Raw genomic sequence first — 7,100 nt, 5'->3', positions numbered from 1 at the left:
AATTGTTCATCGCTTAAATCCACTGAAGAGAAATTAATCATTAAATTATTCATCTTTCTTTACCCTCTATAGTCACAAATCTTTACTACGGAAAAATACAATTAGTTGAAGTTTAAATATTTCCTGCTTCTTACTATTAAAATACCTTTTTTCTTCTTACTTAGGTATTAATAAATGTTAACAATCTCGGAGAATAAATTAAAGACGCACTAATATATTATTACCATGAGTATCAGTGCCACAAGTTGTATATAAATTATATTTTTTCGCCATTTTTCTCACCATAGCAGTTTGTTTTTCACTAGGTTGCCAAGGATGAGGATTACCATAGGCATAATAAGTCTCTACTCCGTCAATACCTAATTCATAGGCTTCAGAAATTAATTCTTCTGCACTACGGCGGTAACGAGAAGGATGGGCTAACACCACCAATCCTTGTGCTTGATGAAGAATTTTGATAACTGTTTTTGCATCGGCATTTTTTCCTGTGGGGGCTTCTCCTGTCAAGTATTTTTGTAAAATATCAGCTTCAGGATTAAAACCATAGCCTAAGATATGAACATTTGTACCATTTAATTCAGAAGTAATTTCAATGCCTGTCCATAAGTGAGGTAAAACAGCGTTAGGATTGAGGTGAGATTTTTCTGTGAGGTAATTTTTGGCACGATAAAAACCTTTAACACTATGATGATCTGTAATAGCAAATCCTTGTAAGCCAATAGATAAGGCTTGTTCAACTAATGATTCTGGAGATAATTGCCCATCAGAACAATTAGTGTGTAGATGAAAATTATAATCGTGAGGACAACTCAAATTATTAATATTTTCCCATACTAATCCTAATTTTACTATATCTTGTGCTTTATGATTATGGGATAAGAGAACTGTTTTTTTTGTTGTTAACAGCATATTTTGCTCAACTATTACGAATTATTAATTTCAATGTAACAAAAATTTGTGGACATTGACCAGTAAACATTAAAAAATCCTTAAGAAATTTGTTATCACCATAATATCGATTATTTATATCAGTAAAAATACTTACCTATTTATTTATCTTTGTTTATTGAGATTGCTATATACTATTAGATATTGAAATTAAGCAAGTTTCACTGAAAAAGTTAATATTATTTCATGATAAATAATCGGCGATCACCTCGTGAATTTTGGTTAAAAATAGTAATAATTATTGTTATTATTATCGGTATTTTTTTCCGTTTGACTAATATAGATAAAAAAATTTATTGGCACGATGAAGTTTATACCTCTTTAAGAGTAGCGGGTTATAAAGGAGATCAAATAGTAGAAACTTTTTTTAATGGTAAAATTATCACAGCAAAAGACTTATTAGAATTACAGATATTAAAACCAAAAACTCCTTTATCATCGACTTTAAATTCATTAATAGAACATCCTGAACATCCGCCATTATATTATTTATTACTACGTTTTTGGCAAGATTTATTAGGAAGTTCAATTATTATTAATCGGAGTTTATCTATTGTATTTAGTTTATTAATTTTTCCAGGTATTTATTATTTATCGAAACAATTGTTTAACCATAACTTAGTTAGTTTAATTAGTGTAACTTTTGTCGCAATTTCACCTATTCAAATATTATACGGCCAAGAAGCTAGAGAATATAGTTTATGGATGGTAACAATTATTTTATCAAGTTGGTTTTTTTTAAAGGCAATTAAGACTAATAAAATCAATCATTGGTTAGGATATAGTTTAAGTTTAAGTGCAACTTTTTATACTTCTATATTATCGGCATTTCTTCCTATAGTTAATATTGTTTATATATTTTTAATGAGAAAATCACTAGAAGTAAAAACAAATATAAATTTTTTAACTTTTACTATCATAAGTGGTATTTTATTTACTCCTTGGATATTAATAACATTGATAAATTTGCAGATTCTTAAAGATAAAACAAAATGGACAAATGTAGAAGAATCTTTAGAATTTTTAGCTAATTTATGGGGTTTACATTTTACCAGTTTATTTGCTGATGTAGGCTTACCTTTATATCATTGGGCTACTTATATTTTTATCACTTTCGCTTTTAGTTTAATTTTTTATAGTTTCTTTTTTCTAATCAAAAATAACAGTAAAAATATTTGGCTTTATCTATTATTATTAGTACTTATTCCCACTTTAGGATTAATTGTACCAGATTTAATTTTCGGCGGAATTAGATCAAGTATGACTAGATATTTTTTCCCCGCTTATCTAGCTATTTATTTAACCATTGCCTATACTTTAGGAAAGAAAATTGAAGAGAAATCGAAAATATGGTCAATAATATTAGGAATAATTTATACTGTCAGCATTATATCTAATCTAATTAGTAGTAATAGCGAAACTTGGTGGAATAAAGCTCCTAGTTATCATAACCCTGCCATCGCTAAAATTATCAATCAAGCTGAAAATCCTTTAGTTATCACTGAAAAATTTGACATCAATGAAGGGAATATAATTTCTATTAGTCATAATTTAAAACCAGAAACTAAATTACAATTATTAGATGTCAATACACCGATTAAACCTCATAAAGAATTTCCAGAAATTTATGTTTTTAATCCTTCACCTGAATTTAGAAAAAAGATAGAAACCATTTATCAAAGTAAGTTAAATTCTATTTATCCCCTTCTTTATCAATTAACACTATAACTAGAAAATAACTATTTGGGGCAATTTAGGCGAGGGGTTTAAACCCCTTGTTACCCATTGTTACCATAGGTTTGAGAAAAATAAAGGACATCGGTTAATTTTACTCACTCTTCTAAATTTTTTTCCCAAAGCTCGGTAAAATCTTGAGAACAAATAGGTCTGCTAAAATAATAACCTTGTAACTTATGACAACCATTATCTTTGAGATAATTTGCCTGTTCAATAGTTTCTACACCTTCAGCAATAATTCCCATTTGCAAACTATGGGCTAGGGCGATGATAGAGCGAGTAATTGCCACATCATCAGCATCATGAGGGATGCCTCTAACAAAAGATTGATCTATTTTTAAGTAATCAATGGAAAAACGTTTTAGGTAACTTAAAGAAGAAAAACCAGTACCAAAATCATCTAAGGCTGTTACTAATCCAAGTTTATGTAACCCTTCAAGGGTGGTTATTGCTTTTTGTACATCATTAATTAGTAAACCTTCAGTAATTTCTAACTCTAACTGACTAGGCTTTAAATTGGTTATGGTGAGAATTTCTGAGACTTCGTTGATTAGATTAGGTTGTTGAAACTGTTTGGCTGAAAGATTAACTGCTACGCATAATTCAGGAAAACCTGCGCCAGTCCAAATTTGATTTTGTTTACAAGCTGTTTCTAGTACCCATTTACTAATTGAAATAATTAGATCGCTAGATTCGGCAATAGGAATAAATAAGGCAGGAGAAATAAAACCATGTTGATGATGTTGCCAACGTAATAAAGCCTCCGCTCCCGTAAATTTCCCTGTTTCTATATCTACTTGGGGTTGATAAAAAAGTTGTAATTCTTCTCTTTCTAAAGCTCGATATAAATCTCTTTCTAATTCAAATCGGCGGCGTAGTTTTTCATTCATTTCTGTTGAATAGAAACGATAAGTATTACGTCCTTGTTCTTTTGCCAAATTTAAAGCTATTTCCCCTTGATTCATTATTTCTTGAGGTTCAACTTTTTCTTGATCATAAATCGTAATCCCTATTGTGGCACTTAAATAAATATCTTCATTATTAACTAACATTTTTTGAGCTAGAGTATTGAGGATTCGCTCAGAATAATTATTTAATTTTTCTAAGGATGTTAAATTAGGATAGAGAATCGCAAATTCATCGGCATTAATTCTGCTTAATAATTCTGTATTTCCCACATAGTTAGTTAATTGTTGAGCAACGGTACGCAAAACTAAATCTCCTGATTCTTTTCCTAAATTATTGTTGATATTAGTAAAACCATCTAAGTCTAAAATTAATACAGCTAAAGAACTTTGATTTTTTTGAGCTTTATCTATTTCTTCTTTTAATTTTGATTCAAATAGTTGACGATTAGGTAAGGACGTAAGGCGATCGTAGTTTTTTAATTGTTCAATTAATTCATCTAACTTGGATATGGTATAAAGAGTATCTGCCATGAGAATACCGACTTCATCTTTAAATTGAGTAGGTAGTTGGGGAATTTGATTATTTTCCAAATATTGACGTAATCCTTTAGCGGTTAAAGTAATTGGAAAAAGCAACTTTTGTAAAATTATCAGAGTCAGGGCTGTTCCTACAAGAGTAGCAATAAGAGCAACAATAAGTACATGGATTTTAGTATCTATAGTCAGAGTCGTAACGCTAATGGAATAAAAGAAAAGAGTTAATAATGGAATATGAGTACCTAAAAAAGCCACTAACATTATTTTACCTAGATAGCTTTTCGGACGTTTAAATTTAGCCAGAGTTGAATAAAGTGCTAATTTAGAATTTTTAAAAGGTTTCATTTTTTGTTTTTTTGAGACTAAATAAGTTTTGAGTAAAAGATTTTGATCAATTTTCAGAAATTTGGAATTAGGTGTTAACAATTAGAAATTATTAAAATGCTTATTCCTCATTACTGATTACTTATTCCTCATTATCTATTATTTTCTTGTCTATTCTGTAAATCTTTAAGAGTTATTACAAAATCTTCTATGCTGGTAAATTTACCATAGACTGAAGCGAAACGAACATAAGCAACTTCAGATAAACTACTTAAATAACTTAAAACTAATTGCCCAATATTTTCACTGGTTATTTCTCTAGGGAATTTTTCTTCTATATGTGATTCAATATTTTCGACTAAAGACTCTAGTAAGCCTGAATCTATGCCTGTTTTTTCACAAGCTCGAACTATTCCTCTTAATATTTTAGAGCGATCGAAAGATTCTGTGCTACCATCTTTTTTAATCACCGTAATAGGTAAAAATTCAATTCTTTCATAAGTAGTAAAACGATGACGACATCTTAAACATTCTCGTCTGCGTCGAATACTCTGTCCTTTCTCTGTGGTACGAGATTCCAATACTCTAGTGTTATCGTAGTTACAAGAAGGACATAGCATATTTTTTGTAATTGAGTGAATAGGCCATTAAGAATTAAACTTTACTCCCCTAAGAAAAAATGAGGATTTCGATATTGAAATTACTTAAGTTCGATGAAAAAAAATGTTGAAAAATAAGGCGTTGAGAGTCTTGATTGAGGAAATTTCTCTTTACAATAAACAAAAAAAGCCTCTTTCTTTACTATCTTAACTAAATAATGAATTTAATCAAGACAGATGAAAAAGACTTTTAATAATTTATGAATCAAAAGCGATAACAAAATGTTTAAACGCTTTAGTTTTTAAAATCTATTTTTGAATTTTAGGAGGCTCACGAAAAGCTACAGCAAAAAACAAAACTGAGATCATCATAGCTAACACCAAAATATAAGCAACACTTTCCATTTTTTTTCCTATATTGTAGTTTTTTTATTGTTTAAAACCATTAAGTAAGGATAGAAAGAAGATAAAATTAATTCTCTCCATCCTTCCTTTCGTAAAAATTATGCAGATTCTGCACGACGAGTGGACTTATCCCCTACTTTTTGGAATAAACCCCATTCTACTTGATCTGGATCTAAATCTGGATCAATACCTGCGAATACGTCACGGAAGAGAGTACGCGCTCCATGCCAAATATGACCGAAAAAGAAGAGTAATGCAAAACAAGCATGACCAAAAGCAAACCATCCACGAGTACTGGTACGGAATACACCGTCAGAGTTGAGAGTTTCTGTATCAAAGGTAAAAGGTTCACCTAATTGTGCTTTACGAGCATAACGTTTAACGTCAAGAGGATCACTAAAAGTTTTACCATCTAAATCTCCCCCTAAGAAAGTTACACTGACACCAGTTTGCTCAATACTTAAAGCCGATTCTGCACGACGAAAAGGAATGTCTGCACGGACAACACCATCAGCATCGGTTAAAACTACGGGGAAAGTTTCAAAGAAGTTAGGAAGACGGCGTAAGAATAATTCACGACCTTCTTTATCTTTGAACACAGGATGTCCTAACCAACCTTGAGCGATACCGTCACCTTTAACCATAGGACCGGTACGGAATAAACCACCTTTTGCGGGGCTATTACCAACATAGTCATAAAAGGCTAATTTTTCGGGAATTGCTGCCCATGCCTCTTCGGGGGTAGCACCATTAGCAATACTAGATTCTACTCGGCGCTGAATTTCTTGTTGATAGTATCCTTGATCCCATTGATAACGGGTCGGGCCAAATAATTCTACAGGAGTAGTTGCATTACCATACCACATTGTTCCAGCTACGATGAAAGCAGCAAAGAATACGGCTGCAATACTGCTAGAAAGTACAGTTTCAATGTTACCCATCCGAAGAGCTTTATAAAGTCTTTCGGGAGGACGAACACTGAGATGGAATAAACCGGCAATAATACCAACAATACCTGCGGCGATATGGTGAGCTACGACACCGCCAGGGTTAAAGGGGTTAAAACCAGCAGGCCCCCATTCAGGTGCTACGGGTTGAACGTGTCCAGTTAAACCATAGGCATCAGATACCCACATTCCAGGTCCCCATAATCCAGTTAGGTGGAATGCACCAAAACCGAAACAGAGTAATCCAGATAAGAATAAATGAATACCGAACATTTTAGGTAAATCTAAAGCCGGTTCACCAGTACGAGAATCGGTGAATAATTCTAAATCCCAGAATACCCAATGCCATACGGCGGCTAAAAAGAGTAATCCTGATAAAATGATGTGGGCGATGGCCACACCTTCAAAAGACCAAAAACCCGGATCAATGCCTGTTTCACCAGTGATACTCCAACCACCCCAAGATCCAGTCACGCCTAAACGTGCCATGAAAGGGAGAACAAACATACCTTGTCTCCACATAGGATTTAAAACAGCATCACTAGGATCAAATATAGCTAACTCATATAAAGCCATAGATCCAGCCCAACCTGCAACTAATGCTGTGTGCATTAAGTGTACTGCTATTAAGCGACCGGGATCATTAATTACAACTGTGTGTACTCGATACCAAGGTAGTCCCATTGACTAGGCAC

6 protein-coding genes are annotated in these 7,100 nt (G+C 32.4%); 1 reads left to right on the top strand and 5 read right to left on the bottom strand.

The annotated features are described in order from the left end of the window. Window positions 1–198: 198 nt before the first annotated feature. Window positions 199–909, bottom strand: coding sequence for a PHP domain-containing protein (locus FWJ34_RS16855; protein WP_308256507.1), 711 nt, complete (start codon window positions 907–909; stop codon window positions 199–201). 225 nt (window positions 910–1,134) lie between these two features. Between FWJ34_RS16855 and FWJ34_RS16850 the strand changes: the two genes are divergently transcribed. Then, complete coding sequence (locus FWJ34_RS16850; protein WP_308256506.1) at window positions 1,135–2,676, top strand: glycosyltransferase family 39 protein; 1,542 nt, start codon at window positions 1,135–1,137, stop codon at window positions 2,674–2,676. 104 nt (window positions 2,677–2,780) lie between these two features. On the opposite strand, the gene FWJ34_RS16845 is transcribed toward FWJ34_RS16850, so the two are convergent. From FWJ34_RS16845 to psbB, 4 genes are all read right to left on the bottom strand, one after another. Next, window positions 2,781–4,475, bottom strand: coding sequence for an EAL domain-containing protein (locus FWJ34_RS16845; protein ID WP_308256505.1), 1,695 nt, complete (start codon window positions 4,473–4,475; stop codon window positions 2,781–2,783). Window positions 4,476–4,606: 131 nt separating this feature from the next. Continuing rightward, window positions 4,607–5,074, bottom strand: coding sequence for a transcriptional regulator NrdR (nrdR, locus tag FWJ34_RS16840; RefSeq protein ID WP_308256504.1), 468 nt, complete (start codon window positions 5,072–5,074; stop codon window positions 4,607–4,609). Window positions 5,075–5,362: 288 nt separating this feature from the next. After that, window positions 5,363–5,458 carry a photosystem II reaction center protein T gene (locus FWJ34_RS16835; protein ID WP_069790288.1) on the bottom strand — a complete coding sequence of 32 codons (96 nt, stop codon included), beginning with the start codon at window positions 5,456–5,458 and terminating at the stop codon, window positions 5,363–5,365. A gap of 98 nt (window positions 5,459–5,556) precedes the next feature. Continuing rightward, entirely contained in the window at window positions 5,557–7,089 is a 1,533-nt protein-coding gene (gene psbB / locus FWJ34_RS16830) for a photosystem II chlorophyll-binding protein CP47 (protein WP_308256503.1), read from the bottom strand. Window positions 7,090–7,100: the final 11 nt, after the last annotated feature.

It is taken from the genome of Geminocystis sp. GBBB08 (genome assembly GCF_016743215.1).
Lineage (GTDB): Bacteria > Cyanobacteriota > Cyanobacteriia > Cyanobacteriales > Cyanobacteriaceae > Geminocystis.
Note: the sequence above shows the minus strand (reverse complement) of the source record. Positions and strands in the feature narration are given on the sequence as shown.